At 71.2% G+C, this 18,116-nt stretch carries 21 protein-coding genes and 1 tRNA gene; 16 read left to right on the top strand and 6 right to left on the bottom strand.

Going from position 1 to position 18,116, the window contains the following annotated elements; translation table 11 throughout:
- The first annotated feature begins 104 nt into the window (after window positions 1-104).
- From J2Y46_RS16065 to pucL, 11 genes are all read left to right on the top strand, one after another.
- Complete coding sequence (locus tag J2Y46_RS16065) at window positions 105-1,046, top strand: thioredoxin domain-containing protein (protein ID WP_310243646.1); 942 nt, start codon at window positions 105-107, stop codon at window positions 1,044-1,046.
- A 38-nt stretch (window positions 1,047-1,084) separates the two neighbouring features.
- Window positions 1,085-1,160, top strand: a tRNA-Thr gene (locus J2Y46_RS16060).
- 66 nt (window positions 1,161-1,226) lie between these two features.
- On the top strand, window positions 1,227-2,183 hold the full coding sequence (locus J2Y46_RS16055) for a DMT family transporter (RefSeq protein ID WP_396653206.1): 957 nt from the start codon (window positions 1,227-1,229) through the stop codon (window positions 2,181-2,183).
- 120 nt (window positions 2,184-2,303) lie between these two features.
- Complete coding sequence (locus J2Y46_RS16050; protein WP_310244104.1) at window positions 2,304-3,587, top strand: DUF6986 family protein; 1,284 nt, start codon at window positions 2,304-2,306, stop codon at window positions 3,585-3,587.
- A complete protein-coding gene (locus J2Y46_RS16045; RefSeq protein ID WP_310243640.1) occupies window positions 3,584-4,396 on the top strand; it encodes a bifunctional allantoicase/(S)-ureidoglycine aminohydrolase in 813 nt (270 codons plus the stop codon). The genes J2Y46_RS16050 and J2Y46_RS16045 overlap by 4 nt, the downstream gene beginning before the upstream one ends.
- Window positions 4,397-4,422: 26 nt before the next feature.
- Entirely contained in the window at window positions 4,423-5,772 is a 1,350-nt protein-coding gene (gene allB / locus J2Y46_RS16040; RefSeq protein ID WP_310243637.1) for an allantoinase AllB, read from the top strand.
- Window positions 5,773-5,830: 58 nt separating this feature from the next.
- On the top strand, window positions 5,831-6,745 hold the full coding sequence (locus tag J2Y46_RS16035; protein ID WP_245619548.1) for a CoA ester lyase: 915 nt from the start codon (window positions 5,831-5,833) through the stop codon (window positions 6,743-6,745).
- A 38-nt stretch (window positions 6,746-6,783) separates the two neighbouring features.
- Window positions 6,784-7,254 (top strand): thioredoxin-dependent thiol peroxidase, encoded by a 471-nt coding sequence (gene bcp, locus J2Y46_RS16030; protein ID WP_310243634.1) that lies wholly within the window; start codon window positions 6,784-6,786, stop codon window positions 7,252-7,254.
- A 30-nt stretch (window positions 7,255-7,284) separates the two neighbouring features.
- Window positions 7,285-7,782, top strand: a complete 498-nt coding sequence (gene uraD / locus J2Y46_RS16025; RefSeq protein WP_045298138.1) for a 2-oxo-4-hydroxy-4-carboxy-5-ureidoimidazoline decarboxylase — start codon at window positions 7,285-7,287, stop codon at window positions 7,780-7,782.
- Window positions 7,779-8,105, top strand: coding sequence for a hydroxyisourate hydrolase (gene uraH, locus J2Y46_RS16020; RefSeq protein ID WP_045298140.1), 327 nt, complete (start codon window positions 7,779-7,781; stop codon window positions 8,103-8,105). The genes uraD and uraH overlap by 4 nt, the downstream gene beginning before the upstream one ends.
- A 1-nt stretch (window position 8,106) precedes the next feature.
- Window positions 8,107-9,006, top strand: a complete 900-nt coding sequence (gene pucL, locus J2Y46_RS16015; protein WP_310243631.1) for a factor-independent urate hydroxylase — start codon at window positions 8,107-8,109, stop codon at window positions 9,004-9,006.
- 42 nt (window positions 9,007-9,048) lie between these two features.
- On the opposite strand, the gene J2Y46_RS16010 is transcribed toward pucL, so the two are convergent.
- Together J2Y46_RS16010 and msrB are read right to left on the bottom strand one after the other, a co-directional pair.
- Window positions 9,049-9,591, bottom strand: a complete 543-nt coding sequence (locus J2Y46_RS16010) for a nitroreductase family protein (protein ID WP_310243627.1) — start codon at window positions 9,589-9,591, stop codon at window positions 9,049-9,051.
- Window positions 9,591-10,001 (bottom strand): peptide-methionine (R)-S-oxide reductase MsrB, encoded by a 411-nt coding sequence (msrB, locus tag J2Y46_RS16005; RefSeq protein WP_045298145.1) that lies wholly within the window; start codon window positions 9,999-10,001, stop codon window positions 9,591-9,593. The genes J2Y46_RS16010 and msrB overlap by 1 nt, the downstream gene beginning before the upstream one ends.
- 197 nt (window positions 10,002-10,198) lie before the next feature.
- On the opposite strand from msrB, the gene J2Y46_RS16000 reads away from it, so the two are divergent.
- The 5 genes from J2Y46_RS16000 to groL all read left to right on the top strand — a co-directional run bounded on the left by J2Y46_RS16000 (window position 10,199) and on the right by groL (window position 14,253).
- The gene (locus J2Y46_RS16000) at window positions 10,199-11,218 is read left to right on the top strand and encodes a DUF2332 domain-containing protein (RefSeq protein ID WP_045298147.1); all 1,020 of its coding nucleotides are present in this window, start codon (window positions 10,199-10,201) and stop codon (window positions 11,216-11,218) included.
- A 9-nt stretch (window positions 11,219-11,227) separates the two neighbouring features.
- On the top strand, window positions 11,228-11,476 hold the full coding sequence (locus J2Y46_RS15995; RefSeq protein WP_045298149.1) for a DUF3263 domain-containing protein: 249 nt from the start codon (window positions 11,228-11,230) through the stop codon (window positions 11,474-11,476).
- 68 nt (window positions 11,477-11,544) lie between these two features.
- Entirely contained in the window at window positions 11,545-12,114 is a 570-nt protein-coding gene (locus J2Y46_RS15990; protein ID WP_045298152.1) for a LytR C-terminal domain-containing protein, read from the top strand.
- 130 nt (window positions 12,115-12,244) lie between these two features.
- A complete protein-coding gene (locus J2Y46_RS15985; protein ID WP_045298154.1) occupies window positions 12,245-12,445 on the top strand; it encodes a cold-shock protein in 201 nt (66 codons plus the stop codon).
- A gap of 188 nt (window positions 12,446-12,633) precedes the next feature.
- The gene (groL, locus tag J2Y46_RS15980) at window positions 12,634-14,253 is read left to right on the top strand and encodes a chaperonin GroEL (RefSeq protein WP_045298156.1); all 1,620 of its coding nucleotides are present in this window, start codon (window positions 12,634-12,636) and stop codon (window positions 14,251-14,253) included.
- 79 nt (window positions 14,254-14,332) lie between these two features.
- On the opposite strand, the gene J2Y46_RS15975 is transcribed toward groL, so the two are convergent.
- The 4 genes from J2Y46_RS15975 to J2Y46_RS15960 form a co-directional block, all read right to left on the bottom strand.
- Window positions 14,333-14,620, bottom strand: coding sequence for a WXG100 family type VII secretion target (locus J2Y46_RS15975; protein WP_045298158.1), 288 nt, complete (start codon window positions 14,618-14,620; stop codon window positions 14,333-14,335).
- Between the two features lie 138 nt (window positions 14,621-14,758).
- Window positions 14,759-16,393 carry a HAMP domain-containing sensor histidine kinase gene (locus J2Y46_RS15970; protein WP_310244102.1) on the bottom strand — a complete coding sequence of 545 codons (1,635 nt, stop codon included), beginning with the start codon at window positions 16,391-16,393 and terminating at the stop codon, window positions 14,759-14,761.
- Window positions 16,394-16,559: 166 nt separating this feature from the next.
- On the bottom strand, window positions 16,560-17,252 hold the full coding sequence (locus J2Y46_RS15965; RefSeq protein WP_310243611.1) for a response regulator transcription factor: 693 nt from the start codon (window positions 17,250-17,252) through the stop codon (window positions 16,560-16,562).
- A gap of 64 nt (window positions 17,253-17,316) precedes the next feature.
- Entirely contained in the window at window positions 17,317-18,069 is a 753-nt protein-coding gene (locus tag J2Y46_RS15960) for a transcriptional regulator (RefSeq protein WP_310243609.1), read from the bottom strand.
- Between the last annotated feature and the right edge of the window lie 47 nt (window positions 18,070-18,116).

The raw sequence follows: 18,116 nt of genomic DNA, 5'->3' as shown, positions 1-18,116 counted from the left end.
TCCCAGGGTGGCTGACTAGCATCGTGGACGGCCGCTTTCCCGCCTGGCCAGTGCGAATCCATGGCTGATCCGGATCGCCGCCCCCTTCCGCCCCGAGAGGTTCCATGTCGAGCGACGAGTCACAGAACGCCGCGCCCAGCGAGCGCCGCGACGCCGTGCGCGAGAAGGCGCAGCAGGTGAAGGCGCGCCAGTCGCGAGCGCGTCTGATCCGACGGACGTCGCTCATCGCCGTCGCCGTCGCGTTCGTGGCCGTCATCGCCGTCGTGGTGACGTGGACCGTCTCGTCGAGCGCATCGAAGCCGACCATGAGCCCCGCCAAAGGCGTCGACGGCGGGTTCGTCGTGACCGATGTCACCGGAGCGGGCGTCGCCGACGACTCCAGCGCCGGCGGCCTGGTCGAGGGCGAGGCGAGCACGACTCCCGAGACCGAGCCGACTCCCACGGCGACCCCGACCGACGCGCCGGCGGTCGACATCCGCGTGTATGTCGACTACCTCTCGACGGGTTCGCGCGAGTTCCAGCTCGCGAACATGAAGCAGCTCTCGCAGTGGGTCGATGACGGCGCCGCCACCCTGACCTACTACCCGGTGGCCATGCTCACCGCGAAGTCGAACGGCACGAAGTACTCGCTGCGCGCCGCCGGCGCCGCGGCCTGCGTCGCGCAGCACTCGCCCGACTACTTCTTCGCGTTCAACGACGCCCTGCTCCGCCAGCAGCCGGAGGTCGACTCCGACGGCCTCAGCGACGCCGAGCTCGCCGACCTCGCGCAGGCCACCGGGCTCGACGGCCCGAAGGTCGTGCGGGCGTGCATCGAGGACCAGTCGTACGCCTCATGGGCGAAGACGGCGACCGAGCAGGCGCTCAAGGAGCTCCCCGGCACCGACGGCGTCGCTCTCACCGGCACGCCGATGGTCCTCGTCAACGGCACGCAGTACGTGGGCAAGCTCGGCGACCCGAAGGAGTTCGCGCAGTTCGTGCTGACGGTGGCGAGCGACGCCTACTACAAGGCGACACCGACGCCGACGCCGACGCCGACGGCACCCTGATCGGGTCCTCGCGCGGGCGCCGCTAGACTGGGCGCTCTGCCGACTTGGCGCAATTGGTAGCGCACCGTACTTGTAATACGGGGGTTACGGGTTCAAGTCCCGTAGTCGGCTCCAGTTTCCGGCGACTCGTCGCCGCGGGTCCGCGCCTCGTGTCGGCTCCCGTCCCACGGGCAGGAGAGGATGGATCGGGTGACCGGACGCCGCCTGCCTGCATGGGTCGGCCTCGGCGGCGCCGCGCTGATCGGCATCCTCACCGCCGTGCAAGCGCGCATCAACGGCCAGCTCGGCGTCCGCATCGGCGACGGGTTCGCCGCCGCCGTGATCTCGTTCGGCTCGGGGCTGATCGTCCTGGTCGTGCTGTCGGCCGCACTGCCGCAGGGACGGCGCGGATTCGGCGCCTTGGTGACGGGGCTGCGGGGGCGGAGGATCCCGATCTGGATGCTGTGCGGCGGCGTCGCCGGCGCGCTCTCGGTCGCCACGCAGTCGCTCGCGGTCGGCATCATCGGCGTGGCCCTGTTCACGGTGGGGGTCGTCGCCGGGCAGACGGTGAGCGGGCTGCTGCTGGACCGCGCCGGTGTCGGCCCGGCCGGTGTCGTGGCGGTGACGCCGGCGCGCCTCGTCGGCGGTGCGCTCGCGGTGCTCGCCGCGGCGGTGTCGCTGGCCGGAGGCGTGCACGCGCCGTTGGTGCTCCTGGTGCTGCCGTTCCTCGTCGGAGCGGGGATCGCGTGGCAGTCGGCGGTCAACGGCCGGCTGCGCCAGCGCGTGGGCACCCCGCTGACGGCGACCCTCGTCAACTTCATCGGCGGCACGGCGGTGCTCGGGGCGGCCGAGCTGATCCACACCGCGATCGCGGGACCCCCGACCTCGTTCCCGTCCGACCCGTGGCTGTACTTCGGCGGGGTCATCGGCGTGGCCTACATCTTCCTCGCGGCAGCTCTGGTGCCTTACACCGGCGTCCTGCTGCTCGGCCTCGGCACCGTCGTGGGACAGGTCGTGACTTCGGTCCTCATCGACGCCCTCTGGCCGACGGAGGCCGCGCCGGCGGTCGGCGCCTCTCTCCTCATGTCGACGCTGGCGATCCTGTCGGTGGTCGTGGCAGCGGTGCCGTGGAGACGGATGCCGCGCCGCGACCGCTGACGCCGCGCACGTCGTCGCCTCACCCCGCGTCGTACTGCGGGGTGGCATGCTGAGACCGTGCCGAAGGGGTCGCAGCCGCACCGCACCCTCCCGTCGCGCACCGACGACGGTGCTCGACCGCTGGACCGTGCGGCGACCGCGCTGAGGCCCGAGGATCTCATCGGCATCGATCGGCTCCTTGCGGCCGCCGACCGGCTGCTCGCGGACGACTACCCCGGCGACGACGACACGCGCCAGCCCGTGCACACCGTCTACGTGGCCGCCGATCGGTACGCGCCTGCGCTGCCTCGGGAGTGGGGCGCCGCGGCACGGGATGCCGTCGAGGCTCACGGCGGCATGGAGGCCGTCGCCCTCGACCTGGGCGTGCCCGAGACGTTCGCCGCCGACGTCGCGACGCTCGTCACGGCGAAGCTCGCGTCCGAGCCGATCGAGGACCTGCGCCTCGACCTCGAAGACGGGTACGGCGACCGCGGCGACGAGAACGAGGACGCCGACGTCCGACGCGCAGCTGGGCACCTGCTCGATGCGTTGGCCGGCGGCGAGGCGCCGCCCTTCTTCGGGATCCGCATCAAGGGCCTCGAACGGGCCACGCGGGCACGCGGCATCCGTTCTCTCGATCTCTTCCTTTCGACGCTGCTCGAAGCCGGCGACCTCCCGAAGGGCGTTCGGCTGACTCTGCCGAAGGTGACCACCGTCGCGCAGGTCGAGGCGATGGCGCGGCTCTGCGACCGCCTCGAGCAGCACCACGGGCTCGCGGCCCGAAGCCTGCGGTTCGAGATGCAGGTCGAGACCCCGCAGATCGTTCTCGCCGCGGACGGGACCTCGCCGCTGGCCCGGGCGATCCACGCCTCAGACGGCCGGGTGAGCGGGCTGCATTACGGCACGTACGACTACAGCGCCGCCCTCGGCATCGCCCCGGCCTACCAGTCGCTGGATCACCCGGCGGCCGATCACGCCAAGAACGTGATGCAGGTCGCGGCGGCGCAGACCGGAGTGCGGCTGGCCGACGGCTCGACGAACGTCCTCCCGGTCGGCGACGCGGACGCGGTGCGCGCCGCCTGGCGTCTGAGCGCACGGCTCACCCGCCGTTCGCTCGAGCGGGGCTTCTTCCAGGGCTGGGACCTGCACCCCGCGCAGCTCGTGCCGAGGTTCGTCGCCAACGCGCTCTTCTACCGCGAGGGCTTCGCGCCGGCTGCGGCGCGCCTGCGCGCCTACGTCGACCGGGTCGAGGGCGGGATCCTCGATGAACCCGCCACCGCCCGCGCGCTCGCGACGTTCGTGGCTCGCGGCGTCGCCTGCGGGGCCGTCACCGAGCAGGAGCTGACGGATGCCGCGGGCCTCGATCTCGCCGCCCTCGCCGCGCTCGCGCATCCGCCGCACACCACGACCGAGGGGCACGCATGAGCTACTACACGCCGCAGGGCGGCCTGCCGCCGCAGACCGCGCTCCTCACCGATCGCGCCGTGGTGAAGCCCGCGTACACGTTCATCCCGAAAGGCGTGCTGCGCGACATCGTCACGAGCAGCCTGCCCGGGTTCACAGACACACGATCGTGGATCCTGGCGCGGCCCGTCGCGGGTTCGGCGACGACCTTCGCGCAGCTGATCGTCGAGATCGCACCCGGCGGGGGAGCCGACAGACCCGAGCCCGAGAGCGGGGTCGAGGGTGTCGTCTTCGTCACGGCGGGCACGCTCACGCTCACCCTCGAGGGAGAGCGGCACGCGCTCGAGCCGGGCGGCTACGCGTTCCTCGCGCCGGGTGCGGCATGGTCACTGGCCAACGAGGGCGGCGTGCCGGCGACGTTCCACTGGATCCGCAAGGCCTACGAGCCGGTCGAGGGGGTGCCGGCGCCCACGTCGTTCTTCGCGCGCGACCAGGACGTCGAGCCGCGGGCGATGCCTGACACCGACGGTGCGTGGGCGACGACGCGCTTCGTCGATCCCGACGACCTCTCGCACGACATGCACGTCAACATCGTCACGTTCCAGCCCGGCGGGTCGATCCCGTTCGCCGAGACCCACGTCATGGAGCACGGCCTGTACGTCCTGCAGGGCAAGGCGGTGTACCGGCTCAACGACGACTGGGTCGAGTGCGAGGCCGGCGACTACATGCTGCTCAGGGCCTTCTGCCCCCAGGCCTGCTACGCGGGCGGACCCGAGCCCTTCCGATACCTGCTGTACAAGGACGTCAACCGCCAGATCCGGCTCACGTGACGAGGGGCGAACGGGGGAGTCCACACATGAGCGAACGGATGCCGCAGCACGATCTCGTCGTGCGCGGCCGTCGCGTGCTCACCGACAGCGTGTTCCGGCCGTGCGAGATCGGCGTCACCGCTGGGGTCGTCGTGGCGATCGAGCCCCATGGCGCGGGACTGCGCGGACGCGAGGAAGTCGAGCTGCAGAACGACGAGGCGCTGCTGCCGGGACTCGTCGACACGCACGTGCATGTCGACGAACCCGGCCGCACCGAATGGGAGGGGTTCGCCTCGGCCACGAAGGCCGCTGCGGCCGGCGGCGTCACGACCATCGTCGACATGCCCCTCAACAGCGTCCCGCCGACCGTCTCGGTCGAGGCGCTGGGGATCAAGCGCCGGGCCGCACGGTCCCAGGTGTTCGTCGACGTCGGGTTCTGGGGCGGGGCGGTCCCCGGCAACACGCGGGAGCTCGGCCCGTTGCACGACGCCGGGGTGTTCGGGTTCAAGTGCTTCCTGCTGCCCTCGGGCGTGGACGAGTTCCCTCCGCTCGATGCCGCGGAGATGGAGCGCGACATGGCCGAACTCGCCGGGTTCGGCGGGCTGCTCATCGTGCACGCGGAGGACGCGGCGACGATCGAGCACGCCCCCCACGCGCAGGGGGCCCGTTACGACCGGTTCCTCGCCTCGCGCCCGCACACGGCGGAGGACGTCGCCATCGCCGAGGTGATCGACCGCGCGCGCCGCACCGGGGCCCGCGCGCACATCCTGCACCTCTCATCGTCCGACGCGCTCCCGCTCATCGCCGCCGCCAAGCGTGACGGCGTGCGCCTCACCGTTGAGACGTGCCCGCACTATCTGACGTTGACCGCGGAGGACGTCCTGGACGGGGCGACCGCCTTCAAGTGCTGTCCGCCGATCCGTGAGGCGGCCAACCGCGAGCGGCTCTGGGAGGGACTCGTCGACGGAACGATCGACTGCATCGTCACGGACCATTCGCCCGCCACCATCGACCTCAAGGCGCCCGCCGACGGCGACTTCGCCGTCGCATGGGGCGGTGTCTCTTCACTTCAACTGGGGCTGCCCGTCGTCTGGACCGAGGCCCGCCGACGCGGCATCCCGCTCGAGAAGGTGGTGGAATGGATGTCGGCGCGTCCGGCGGCCCTGACGGGCCTCGCCCGCAAGGGCGGGATCGCGCTCGGCTTCGACGCCGACCTGTCGGTGTTCGCACCCGATGACGGGTTCGTCGTCGACGTCGCCCGTCTGCACCACAAGAATCCCGTCTCGCCGTACGACGGCGGCGCCCTGTCGGGCGTCGTACGCGAGACCTTCCTGCGGGGCGAGCGGGTCGACTTCGCCGAGCCCCGTGGTCGCCTGCTGCGTCGCGGCGCGGCCTGAGCGCCGACACCGGCCCTCTCCGGCCGGGTGAGACGTGACGATACGGAAGAAGAGTGAGATGTCGGCAGATCCCTATGGCAGCGGTGCAGAAGTCCTCGAGGCGGAGGACGACCTGCGGTCGCTGATCACCCCGCGTCCCGCGCGCCACCGCGCCGTGGACCCGGCGATCGCGCGCTCGTGGCTGCTCGTCCCCGGGACCCGCCCGGACTCGTTCGACGACATGGCGGCGTCGCGCGCCGATGCGGTCGTGCTCGACATCGAGGATGCCGTCGACCCGAGCAACAAGCCGCAGGCGCGGCAGGACGTCACGGACTGGCTCCGTGGCGGCGGCCGTGCCTGGGTGCGCGTCAACGACGCGCTGAGCCCGTTCTGGGGCGAAGACCTCGCGGCGCTCGCGGGCATCCCCACGCTGCTCGGCATCATGCTCGCGAAGACCGAGTCGGCCGACCAGGTGACGAGTTCGTTCGACCGCCTCGGCGGCAACGTCCCCGTGGTGGCGCTCGTCGAGTCGGCGCTGGGCATGGAGGACGCCGCCCACATCGCGCGCGCCCGGGGCGCCTTCCGCCTCGCGTTCGGCAGCGGAGACTTCCGCCGCGACACCGGCATGAGCGCAGACGCCGAGGCGATGGCCTACCCGCGTGCGCGCCTGGTCGTCGCCAGCCGCGTGGGCGATCTGCCCGGGCCGATCGACGGTCCGACGGTGGGCAACAGCATGCCGACGCTGCGCGAGCACTCCGCGATCACGGTCTCGATGGGCATGACCGGCAAGCTCTGCCTCGCTGCCGAGCAGGCCCCCGTCATCAACGAGGTCATCTGCCCCACGCCGAGCGAGGTGCTGTGGGCACTGGACTTCCTGGCCGACTTCGAGGGCCGCGGTCGTGTGGTCCGCGACGGCAGCGACTTGCCCCGGCTCGGCCGGGCGCAGAAGATCGAGAAGCTGGCTCTCGCGTTCGGCGTGCACCCGACCTCGTGACCGGCGACGAGCGAAGAACCATCGAAGGGATGCACGACATGGCCGACATCCGCCTGAGCGAGGGCGACGCGAACCCCGGGTTCGCCCTGCCCGACTCCACCGGCACCGTGGTGCGGCCGGAGGACTTCGCCGGCCGCCGCCTCGTCGTGTACTTCTACCCGGCCGCGTTCACCCCCGGCTGCACGACCGAGGCGTGCGACTTCCGCGACAACCTCGCCTCGCTGCAGGCGGCGGGGGTCGCCGTCGTCGGCGTCTCGCCCGACTCGGTCGAGACGCTCGCGGAGTGGGCCCAGGCCGAGCAGCTGCAGTTCCCGCTCCTCTCCGACGAGGACCACGCCGTCGCGGAGGCATGGGGCGCGTGGGGCACCAAGGTCGTCAACGGTGAGGAGCGCGTGGGCCTCATCCGCTCGACGTTCGTGCTGGATGCCGACGGCACGGTGCAGTCCGCCGAGTACCGGGTCGACCCCAACGGCCACGTCGACCGCCTCCGCGCCCAGCTCGCCGCCTGAGCCCACCCGCCCGACAGGTACGCCGAAGCGATGGAGCTGGACGCGTTCAACCGCCTCGACGCCGAAGCCGCGCGAGCCGTGGTGCGCCGGTGCGTCGACATCGACCGGTGGGTCGATGCCGTCGTCAGCGGGCGGCCGTATGCGACGACCGCGGACCTCCTCGCGGCGGCGCGCACGAGCGCCGCGCCGTGGACGGTGGCCGAGATCGACGGTGCCCTCGCCCACCACCCCCGCATCGGCGAGCGCGCGAGCGGAGCGGGGGCCGAGGCATCCCTCTCGCGATCCGAGCAGGCGGGGATCGGGATGCCGTCCGCCGACGTCGCCGCCGCGCTCGCCGCAGGCAACCGCGCCTACGAGGAGAAGTTCTCGCGGGTCTTCCTCGTCCGGGCGGCCGGGCGCAGCGCCGACGAGATCCTCGGTGCGCTGAGCGAGCGGCTGGCCCACACTGAGGAGGAGGAGATGCCGGTCGTGGCGGAGCAGCTGCGGCAGATCGCGGTCCTCCGACTGGAAGGGATCATCGGTTCATGAGCCAGATCACGACGCACGTGCTGGATGCTGCGCTCGGAGGCCCTGCCCGCGGCGTCGGCGTCGTGCTGACCACGGCCGACGGGGCCGAGATCGCGTCCGGCGTGACCGACGGGGCGGGCCGGATCTCGGATCTGGGCCCGGAGCGTCTCGACGCCGGCACGTACCGGCTCACGTTCGCGACCGGCGACTTCTTCGCCGCGACGGGGCGCACCACGTTCTACCCGGTCGTGTCGATCGACTTCGCGGTCGCCGACGCCGACCAGCACTACCACGTGCCCCTGCTGCTCAGCCCGTTCGCGTACTCGACCTACCGGGGGAACTGACATGCCCGAGCCCGCGATCGTGCTCGGCGCGAACCAGTACGGCAAAGCCGAGGTGCGACTCGTCCGCATCGACCGGGACGGCCCGCGACACAGGATCACCGACTTCGACGTGACCTCGCAGCTGCGTGGCGATTTCGCCGCGGCCCACATGGAGGGGGACAATTCGCGGATCGTCGCCACCGACACGCAGAAGAACACGGTGTTCGCCTTCGCCCGCGACGGCGTCGGCACGCCCGAGGAGTTCCTGCTCCGGCTGGGACGCCACTTCACCGGGGAGTTCGACTGGGTCACCGGCGGACGCTGGGAGGCCGAGCAGTACACCTGGAACCGCATCCCCGTCGACGGTGCGGGGCACGACCACTCGTTCGTGCGCGGCGGCACAGAGACCCGCACGGCCGTGGTCACGTTCGTGGGAGCCGAGGCGACCGTCATCTCGGGGCTGCGCGATCTCGCGGTGCTGAAGTCCGCCGGGTCGGAGTTCCACGGGTTCGTGCGCGACCGGTACGCGACGCTCGCCGAGACGGACGACCGCATCCTCGCGACGTCCGTCACCGCGAGGTGGCGCTACAACCGCCTCGACGTCGGGTTCGACGAGTCCTACGCCGAAGTGCGCCGTCTGCTGCTCGAGGCATTCGCCCGGACGCACTCGCTCGCGCTGCAGCAGACCCTGTACGAGATGGGTCGGTGGGTCCTAGAGGCCCGCACCGAGATCGACGAGATCCGCTTCTCGATGTCGAACCTGCATCACTTCGCGGTGGACTTGACGCCGTTCGGGCTCGACAACCCCAACGAGGTCTTCTACGCCGCCGATCGCCCGTACGGGCTGATCGAGGCGACGGTGCTCCGCGACGGCGTGCCGGGGAACCACCCCGCGTGGCAGGGGATCGCCGGCTTCTGCTGAGGCCCTCGGCCCCACGCACGGAGAAGAATGCGTTGGGCCGTGTCAGCCCTTCGGCATGCGGCTCACGAAGCGGGTGGCGTCGACGCCCTTGCGGCGGGTCGGACGCGAGCGCTTCGGCTTGCCGCCGACGTAGAGCCAGCCGAGCAGCTCCTCGTTCTTCTTGAGGCCGTGGGCCTTCGCGACGGCCTTCGACCGGGTGTAGTCGCCGGTGCGCCAGAAGACGCCCCAGCCGGCCTCGTCGAGCACCAGGCTCAGCACGTGCGCGACTCCGGAGGCGACGGCCTCCTGCTCCCACCGCGGCACCTTATGCGTCTTGCTGTAGCTCGCCACCACCGCGATGAGCAGCGGCGCCCGCATCGGCTTGGACGACGTGCCCTTGTCGCCCTCGGCCTTGTTGATGGCCCGGCCCAGGCGCTGTCGATCGGCACCGCGCAGCTCGATGAGACGCCACGGGTGCAGCGACTTGTGGTCGGCGACGCGCCCGGCGGCGGCGACGAAATCGAGGAGCTCCTCGTGCGTAGGCGCCTCATCCGTCACCTTCGACCACGACCGCCGCGCGAGTGCGGCGTCGAGCGCGCCGGACATCACGCCGCGCCCTCGCCGGGCGTGAACTGCAGCGAGATCGAGTTCATGCAGTAGCGGTCGCCGGTGGGGGTGCCGAAGCCGTCGGGAAACACATGGCCCAGGTGCGAGCCGCAGTTCGCGCAGCGCACCTCGGTGCGCACCATGCCGTGGCTGTCGTCCTCGATGAGCTCGACCGCCTCGGGGCGGATGGACTCGTAGAAGCTCGGCCAGCCGCAGTGCGAGTCGAACTTCGTCCCGCTCTGGAACAGCTCGGCGCCGCACGCCGCGCACGTGTACAGTCCGGCGCGGCTCTCGTCGAGCAGCTCACCGGTCCAGGGCCGTTCGGTGCCCGCCTGGCGCAGCACGGCGTACTGATCGGGGGTCAGCTCGTCGCGCCACTCGGCTTCGCTCTTGTCGACGGCGTAGCTCATGGTTCCTCCTCGCCGCCCACTGCGGCCACGCTCCATTCAACCCCAGCTGCCGGGGCGGTGGGCCGCACCGGGTCGCCCGCATCCGTGAAACCCCACCGTGCGGACGAGACCTCGGGGTTTCCCCACGGTCTCGTCCTTCGACTGCGGTCTCACCGACGCGCGCGACGGGACGGGACGGTGTGGGCGAGGATGAGGGCATGGACGAGGCGGACGCACACGAGCGCGCGGCGGTCGTCGAGCGGTACGCGCGTTTCGCGCGCGACGAGGCGCCCGGCCGCTCGCCGCTGTACGCCGAGTGGGCGGACGGGGTCGCCTCCGATCCGGAGCTCGCCGCCATCCTCGCCCGCATCCCCGCCACTCGGCGGCAGCCGCCGCTCGTCTTCGCGGTGACCCGCATGCTCGGCGCCCCCGAGGGCGCGTTCCCGGCCTGGGCCGCGTGGCTCGTCGAGCACGGCGAGGAGGTCGTGGCCGAGGCATCCGTCCGTCGTCTGCAGACCAACGAGCCGCAGCGGTGTGCCGCCCTGCTCCCGGCGCTCGCGACGGTCGACGGGCCGATCGCACTGCTCGAAGTCGGCGCGAGCGGAGGGCTGTGCCTGTACCCCGACCGCTACTCGTACCGCTACCGGGGGAGCGGTGGCGTCCTCGCGCTCGATCCCGACGCCGGGGCCTCACCGGTGGTGCTCGAGTGTGACGTCACCGGCGAACCGCCGCTGCGGCTGCCGGAGGTCGTGTGGCGCGCCGGGATCGACCTCGAGCCGCTCGACGCGGCCGACGTGGGCGACCGTCGGTTCCTCATGAGCCTCGTGTGGCCGGGCGAGAGCGGAAGGACGGAGCGGATCGCCGCCGCCCTCGACATCGCCGCCGCAGAACCGCCGCACCTGATCGCCGGCGACGCATCCGACCCCGAGGTGCTGCGCGCGGCCGCCGCGCTCGCACCCGCCGACGCGACGCTCGTCATCAGCACGCCGGGGGTCCTGCCGCACATCCCGCGCGCCGGACGCGAACGCCTCCTCGATGCCGTGCGCACCCTCGACGCGGTCTGGATCACGATCGACCCGCCGGCGCTGCACGATCGGTGGCGGCCTCCCGTCGACGCCGCGTCGTGGGGCGGCTTCGTGCTCGGTCGCGGCGGTCACCCGCTCGCTGCGGTCGACCCGCTCGGCTCGTTCGTGCACTGGCGCGCGTGGCTCACGGGAGGAACGGATGCCGCGGGCTAGCGTGGAGGCGTGCCTCTGACCGACCGCGACCGCGCCATCCTCGACTTCGAGGCCGAGTGGCGCCGGCACGCGGGGGCCAAGGAGGAGGCCATCCGCTCCGACCTGGGCCTGTCGCCCGCGCGGTACTACCAGCTGCTCGGCCGCCTCATCGACACGACCGACGCGCAGGAGCACGACCCCATGCTCGTGAAGCGGCTCCGCCGGCTGCGCGAGGCGCGTCTGCACGAGCGCGCCGGCCGCGCCGCCGACGCGCGCTGACCCGCCGCCGCGCGCCACGCGGGCCGTCACGGACCGGGCGCCCGGGGTTCGGCGGGTAACATCGACGGGTGCCGACCACCAGCTTCCCCCGGGATCGTTTCGACGATGTGCCGGAGACGGACCGCGTCGGCGCCCACCGGGCCGAGAACCCCCGGATGCGGGGATGGGTCGTCCTGCTGTGGGCCGCGCTGGCCACCGTCGTGCTCATCGTCGTGGGCATCTTCGGCACACTGCTGGCGTCCGGACGCATCGAGCTGGTCCCCACGCCCACCCCGACCGTGGAACCGGTTCCCGAGGTGACGCCGGTCGTCGACGTGAACTACGACGTGATGATCCTCAACGCGACCCCCGAGCAGGGTCTCGCGACGCAGATGAAGGACGTCGTCGTCGGTGCGGGCTGGGCGGATGACAAGGTGACCGCGGGCGAGGCGGGGTCGCAGGACTTCCCGACGACCACCGTGTTCTACGTCGACCCGGCTGACGAAGCCGCGGCCGCGGGCCTCGCCGGCATCATCGGAGGCGCCGAGATCGAGCAGAGCGAGGCGTACCCCGCGACCACGGAGGGCGTGCCGCAGCTCACCGTCGTGATCGGTCTCGACCGCACGGCTGCGGGGCAGACCCCGGCCCCTACGCCCTGACCCGTCAAGCGCGTGTTTCGCGCCGGTAAACACTTGTGTGCCTGCATGTCAACAAGTGACGAAACGCGCGGATGCCGCGATTTGGCCTGCATACGATGAAGCCCTGCACCGCCGGCAACAGGAGAAACGCATGACCCAGGGCACCGTCAAATGGTTCAACGCCGAGAAGGGATTCGGCTTCATCACCGTCGCCGACGGCCAGGACGTCTTCGTCCACTACTCGAACATCGACATGTCGGGCTTCCGCGTGCTGGAGGAGGGGCAGACCGTGGAGTTCACGGTCGGCTCCGGCCAGAAGGGGCCGCAGGCCGAGTCCGTGCGCGTCGTCTGACGCCCGGCTCAGCGCCCGACGCTGAACCGACACCGGAGACGGGATGCCGAGAGGCGTCCCGTCTCCTTGCGTTTCAGCATCCGTCCCCGCGGCTTGCACTCGGTAGGGTCGAGTGCCAGAATGATTTAGCACTCGTCTTCATTGAGTGCTAATACCCAAAGCCAACGTTCCGGAGGGACGACACACACATGGCAAAGATCATCGCTTTCGACGAGGAGGCCCGTCGCGGCCTCGAGCGCGGCCTCAACATCCTGGCCGACGCCGTCAAGGTGACGCTCGGCCCGCGCGGTCGCAACGTCGTGCTCGAGAAGAAGTGGGGCGCCCCCACGATCACGAACGACGGTGTCTCCATCGCCAAGGAGATCGAGCTGGACGACCCGTACGAGAAGATCGGTGCGGAGCTCGTCAAGGAGGTCGCCAAGAAGACCGACGACGTCGCCGGTGACGGCACCACCACCGCGACCGTTCTGGCTCAGGCGCTCGTGCGCGAGGGCCTGCGCAACGTCGCGGCCGGCGCCGACCCCATCTCGCTCAAGAAGGGCATCGAGAAGGCCGTCGCCGCCATCACCGCCGAGCTGCTCGAGTCCGCCAAGGAGGTCGAGTCCAAGGACCAGATCGCCGCCACGGCGTCGATCTCGGCCGCCGACCCCGAGATCGGCCAGCTCATCGCCGAGGCCATCGACAAGGTGGGCAAGGAGGGCGTCGTCACCGTCGAGGAGTCGCAGACCTTCGGCACCGAGCTCGAGCTCACCGAGGGCATGCGCTTCGACAAGGGCTACATCAACCCCTACTTCGTCACGGACCCGGAGCGCCAGGAGGCGGTCTTCGAGGACCCGTACATCCTCATCGCGAACCAGAAGATCTCGAACATCAAGGACCTTCTGCCCGTCGTCGACAAGGTGATCCAGGACGGCAAGGAGCTCGTCATCATCGCCGAGGACGTCGAGGGCGAGGCTCTCGCGACGCTCGTGCTCAACAAGATCCGCGGCATCTTCAAGTCGGTCGCCGTCAAGGCCCCCGGCTTCGGCGACCGTCGCAAGGCGCAGCTGCAGGACATCGCGATCCTCACCGGCGGCCAGGTCATCACCGAGGAGGTCGGTCTCAAGCTCGAGAACGCCACCCTCGACCTGCTCGGCCGTGCGCGCAAGGTCATCGTCACCAAGGACGAGACGACCATCGTCGAGGGCGCCGGTGAGGCCGGCCAGATCGAGGGTCGCGTGACCCAGATCCGCCGCGAGATCGACAACACCGACAGCGACTACGACCGCGAGAAGCTCCAGGAGCGCCTCGCCAAGCTCGCCGGCGGCGTTGCCGTCATCAAGGCGGGCGCGGCCACCGAGGTCGAGCTCAAGGAGCGCAAGCACCGCATCGAGGACGCCGTCCGCAACGCGAAGGCTGCCGTCGAGGAGGGCATCGTCGCCGGTGGTGGCGTCGCGCTCATCCAGTCGGGCCGCAAGGCTCTCGACTCGCTCGAGCTCACCGGTGACGAGGCGACCGGTGCCAACATCGTGCGCGTCGCGATCGAGGCTCCGCTGAAGCAGATCGCCCTCAACGCGGGTCTCGAGCCCGGTGTCGTGGCGAACAAGGTGTCGGAGCTCCCGCTCGGCCACGGCCTCAACGCCGCGACGGGCGAGTACGGTGACCTGTTCGCGCAGGGCATCATCGACCCCGCCAAGGTGACCCGCTCGGCGCTGCAGAACGCCGCGTCGATCGCCGGCCTCTTCCTCACGACCGAGGCCGTCGTCGCCGACAAGCCCGAGAAGGCCGCCGCTCCCGTCGGCGACCCGACCGGTGGCATGGACTTCTGATCCAGAACTCCACGACCGCGTAACGCGTTCACAGAACGGCCCCTCCGCGCGGAGGGGCCGTTCTGCGTTCCGGTGGGGGTCAGCGGAACAGGCTCGTGGTGGCGAGTTCGGTGTCGGCGTACTGGTGGCCGGCCGCCGCGAGCGCGGCGTTGATGTTCGCCAGTGATTCCTCGACCTGACGCTGCGTCGCCCGCCACTGCTCGACGACGCCCGCGAACGCGGCCGAGGCAGATCCGGTCCACGACGACTGCAGTTGCGTGAGCTGGGCGAGCATCGCGTTCGACTCCGCCTGCAGTCGGTCGATCGTGCCCCGCACCGTGGCGGTCGAGGTGAGGATGCTGTCGCTGTCGACGGTGAAGACGGCCATTCGGGGCTCCTGATCAACGTGCGGCGGCCGGATGCCGAACCGCGGTGAAGCCACGCTAGGCGTCCGACGGCGCGGGGCGGAGGCATCCGTCGTCAGCTGTGCACGATGAGGCACCGGCCGCGGCTGGGGAGGAGGCGCTCACTCGTGGGCGTCGGCGAGCCTCGCCATGGGCTGGGTCGCGAGATCGACGTGCTCCGCCGCGTCGCGCGCGTCGGCGAGGGGGAACGCCACGCGGAAGGTCGCACCGCCCCCCGGCGTGTCGACGACCCCGACCGAGCCGTGCAGCGCCTCGACGATCGATGCGACGATCGACAGGCCCAGACCCGACCCGCCGGTCTCGCGCGTGCGCGACGTGTCGGCCCGCCAGAAGCGCTGGAAGATCTTGTCCTTGATCTGGTCGGGCACGCCCTCGCCGTGGTCGATCACCTCGATCCACCCCATGCGATCGCGCACGTCGACGCCGACGCGCAGCTCGACGGGGGACTCGTCCGACGAGTACCGCCGCGCGTTGCCGAGCAGGTTCGTCACGACCTGGCGGATGCGATTCTCGTCGCCGAGCACCACCGGCAGGAGGCCGTCGACGGGCGGCTCCGGGTCGGCGTCGGGAAGGATCGTCGGCAGCGTCGCACTCGCGGCGGCTCCCGCGGCGGGCACCGGCTTCGGGCGGCGGCGCAGCAGCGACAGCGTCGCACCGGCGCGCGAGATCGCGGAGGGCCCCCCGGCGCGGCGCTTGGTCTCGGGCGGGACGGATGCCTCGTCCTCGGGCGGCAGCGCGGGCTCGCCGATCGTGGTGTCGATGACGGTGACCAGGCGCATCGGCGAGGCGGCGCGCACGTCGAGGGCGGCGTCGCGGGCGATGGGGCGCAGGTCGACGGGGCCGATCACGACGTCGCGGCGCTCGTCCAGCCGGGCGAGCGCGAGCAGGTCTTCGACGAGGACGCCCATGCGGATCGCCTCCTTCTCGATGCGCTCCATCGACTGGGCGACGTCTTCGTCGCCGCGGATGGCCCCCATGCGGTACAGCTCGGCATACCCGCGGACGGTGACCAGCGGGGTGCGCAGCTCGTGGCTCGCGTCGCCGACGAACCGCCGCATCTGCCGCACCGTCGAGTCGCGCTGCGAGAGAGCCGCGTCGACGCGGTCGAGCATCGCGTTGATCGCGGTCTTGAGACGGCCCACCTCGGTCGTCGTCGGCTCGATGTCGGTCATGCGCAGGCTGAAGTCGCCGCCCGCGATGGCGTCGGCGGTCGATTCGACCTGGCCGAGGCTGCGGAAAGTCAGCGTGACGAGGAAGCGCGTCGCCACCGCACCGGCGATGAGCACCACGAGCGCGAGGATCGAGTAGATGCCGATGTACTGCGCGATCGTCCGGTTGACGCTGGCCAGGGGGAGGGCGACGAGCTGCGGGTAGAGGATGCCGGTGTCCTCGGACGGCTGGGTCGAGACGGTGGCGAGGAACTCCGCTTCGCCGTCGTCCGACATGAGCTGCGTGATCTGCAGCTCCTTGGTGACCGCCTGCTCGGGCGTCAACGTGAGCGGCACCGCGGGAGAGGGTCCGCCGCGTCCGCCGACCAACGCGAGGAGGTTGTCCTCCGGCGTCTTCGGCTCGTAGACGGCGACGAAGTAGTCGACGTCGGCGGTGCCCTCCTTTTCTTCGACGTCGAGGAGTCCGTCGACGGAGGAGAACTCGAGCAGGGGAGCGCCCGCTTCGGTGCGTGCGAGGGCGATGAGCTGCGTCTCGACGCCGTCGATCAGCGAGTTGCGGAGGAACAGGGCGGTGCCGACGCCGGCGGCGATGAGCCCGATCCCGAGGAGCGCGACGGTGACCCCGGTGACCTTCGCGCGCAGACTCGTGCCGCGCCACCACCGGGTGATCGCGTCGGGCTTGTGCGCCAGATGGTCCCCCTCGCTCGCTGCCGCGCCGGGCGGCGCTTCCAGGCTAAGCGGTCCTGCCGGCCTTCAGCATGTAGCCGAAGCCGCGCTTGGTCTGGATGAGCGGCTCGGACGAGTGCGGGTCGATCTTGCGGCGCAGGTACGAGATGTAGCTTTCGACGATGCCGGCGTCGCCGTTGAAGTCGTATTCCCAGACGTGGTCGAGGATCTGGGCCTTCGACAGCACGCGGTTGGGGTTGAGCATGAGGTAGCGCAGCAGCTTGAACTCGGTCGGGCTGAGGTCGATGGAGGCGTCGCCCACCTGCACGTCGTGGGTGTCCTGGTCCATCGTGATCTCGCCGGCACGGATCACCGACTCCTCATCGGCCTGCATCGTGCGGCGCAGGATCGCCTGGATACGGGCGACGATCTCGTCGAGGCTGAAGGGCTTGGTGACGTAGTCGTCGCCGCCGGCGTTGAGGCCGGTGATCTTGTCTTCGGTCTCGTCCTTGGCGGTGAGGAAGAGGATCGGCGCGGTGTAGCCGGCGCCGCGGAGGCGCTTGGTGACGCTGAACCCGTTCATATCGGGCAGCATCACGTCGAGGATGATGAGGTCCGGCTCCTCCTCGAGCACCGCAGAGATCGTCTGGGCGCCGTTCGAGACGGCCCGTACCTGGAATCCGGCGAATCGCAGGCTCGTGATCAGCAGGTCGCGGATGTTCGGTTCGTCGTCCACGACGAGGATGCGCGGTGCGGTCATGCCCTCATTATGTCGGCGGAACCCATGCGGCGTCTGGATATCCGGCGACGCGGCCGAGAATCCGTCAGCCGGCGCTCTGGCGGATCTCGACGCAGCAACGGCCCGCCGCGGGTGCCAGGACAGGCGTCCGTTCATCGCCGGTGGCGGTCGCGAGCCCCCGCACGAGCTCGAGGTTCGCTCCGCAGATGAGGGCGGTGTGCCGGGCCGCGAGGGTGTGGAAGGGGCAGTTCTCGAGCACCAGATCGGCAGTGGTCCCCACGGCCCCTCCACGCGCCGCTGGCGCGTCGCGCGGAGCCTCAGGCCGCGTGGGCCCAGCCGCGTCCTCCGCGCCGTCCGCAGCGGCTGCGTCCTTCGCGCACGGCGCGTAGCCGCAGAGGGTGAGCGCCGCCTCGAGGTCGGCACACCCGGCGCCGATCGCGGCACCTGCGGCGAACGCCTCGGCCTCGAGCGCGTCGCGCACCGGCACCCCTCGCTCATCGGCCACCGCCGCCGCGGCCGCGAGCAGCTCACCGGCGAGCTCGTAGTGCCGTTCCGGGATGGTGGCGGCGAGCTCGGCGTCGGCGGCGCGGTAGAGCTTCGCCGGGCGCCCCGCGCCGGGGCCCGTGCGACCGGAACGCCTCTCGTACGAGATCGCCAGGAGGCCGGCATCCGCCAGCCGATCGAGGTTCACCGCCGCCGTGCTCCGCGGCATCCCGAGAGCGGCCGCAGCCTCGTCGCGGCCGATCGGCCGCTCGCTCGCGAGGCAGTACAGCTCGCGGCGCTGCGGGTCTGCGAGTGCCGCGACGGCCTCGGCGCGGTTGGGGGTGAGGATGCTCACGGCCTGAGTCTACCTCTAAAAGCAGGAATATTGACAAAAGAATCCCA

The sequence above is a fragment of the Microbacterium sp. BE35 genome (genome assembly GCF_031457705.1).
Taxonomy (GTDB): domain Bacteria; phylum Actinomycetota; class Actinomycetes; order Actinomycetales; family Microbacteriaceae; genus Microbacterium; species Microbacterium trichothecenolyticum.
The sequence above is the reverse complement of the archived record's forward strand: the minus strand, read 5'-3'. Positions and strand labels throughout refer to the sequence as shown.

Coding starts and splice junctions, on each gene's coding strand:
- J2Y46_RS16065 (WP_310243646.1), top strand. CDS start 105: ATGTCGAGCGACGAGTCACAGAACGCCGCGCCCAGCGAGCGCCGCGAC.
- J2Y46_RS16055 (WP_396653206.1), top strand. CDS start 1,227: ATGGATCGGGTGACCGGACGCCGCCTGCCTGCATGGGTCGGCCTCGGC.
- J2Y46_RS16045 (WP_310243640.1), top strand. CDS start 3,584: ATGAGCTACTACACGCCGCAGGGCGGCCTGCCGCCGCAGACCGCGCTC.
- allB (WP_310243637.1), top strand. CDS start 4,423: ATGAGCGAACGGATGCCGCAGCACGATCTCGTCGTGCGCGGCCGTCGC.
- J2Y46_RS16035 (WP_245619548.1), top strand. CDS start 5,831: ATGTCGGCAGATCCCTATGGCAGCGGTGCAGAAGTCCTCGAGGCGGAG.
- bcp (WP_310243634.1), top strand. CDS start 6,784: ATGGCCGACATCCGCCTGAGCGAGGGCGACGCGAACCCCGGGTTCGCC.
- uraD (WP_045298138.1), top strand. CDS start 7,285: ATGGAGCTGGACGCGTTCAACCGCCTCGACGCCGAAGCCGCGCGAGCC.
- uraH (WP_045298140.1), top strand. CDS start 7,779: ATGAGCCAGATCACGACGCACGTGCTGGATGCTGCGCTCGGAGGCCCT.
- pucL (WP_310243631.1), top strand. CDS start 8,107: ATGCCCGAGCCCGCGATCGTGCTCGGCGCGAACCAGTACGGCAAAGCC.
- J2Y46_RS16010 (WP_310243627.1), bottom strand. CDS start 9,591: ATGTCCGGCGCGCTCGACGCCGCACTCGCGCGGCGGTCGTGGTCGAAG.
- msrB (WP_045298145.1), bottom strand. CDS start 10,001: ATGAGCTACGCCGTCGACAAGAGCGAAGCCGAGTGGCGCGACGAGCTG.
- J2Y46_RS16000 (WP_045298147.1), top strand. CDS start 10,199: ATGGACGAGGCGGACGCACACGAGCGCGCGGCGGTCGTCGAGCGGTAC.
- J2Y46_RS15985 (WP_045298154.1), top strand. CDS start 12,245: ATGACCCAGGGCACCGTCAAATGGTTCAACGCCGAGAAGGGATTCGGC.
- groL (WP_045298156.1), top strand. CDS start 12,634: ATGGCAAAGATCATCGCTTTCGACGAGGAGGCCCGTCGCGGCCTCGAG.
- J2Y46_RS15975 (WP_045298158.1), bottom strand. CDS start 14,620: ATGGCCGTCTTCACCGTCGACAGCGACAGCATCCTCACCTCGACCGCC.
- J2Y46_RS15965 (WP_310243611.1), bottom strand. CDS start 17,252: ATGACCGCACCGCGCATCCTCGTCGTGGACGACGAACCGAACATCCGC.